1 pseudogene is annotated in these 245 nt (G+C 70.6%); it reads left to right on the forward strand.

Annotated features, from left to right (window positions below):
* A pseudogene (locus tag AC0IX4_RS23245) lies at positions 1 to 245 on the forward strand (hypothetical protein); the annotation flags it as partial.

Raw genomic sequence — 245 nt, forward strand, 5'->3', positions numbered from 1 at the left:
CGGACTGCTGCACGTGGCCGGTTCGCTCCACGTCGGCGTCGCGCTGGTTCCCACGGAGCCGCCGGGAGAGAACCACTTCGGGCTCCGCATGGCGGTCCATGCCGCAGCGGCCGTCGGATTCTTCGTCAGCGTCGCCGCGTCCGTGTGGTGGTGCGCCGACGACACTCTCGACACGTCCCGGGACTCCGCTGCCCGCAGCCGCCGCTATCGCATGGTCTACCGAGCTGTGGCCGTGATCGTGGTCG

The organism is Rhodococcus sp. AC861, assembly GCF_979256035.1.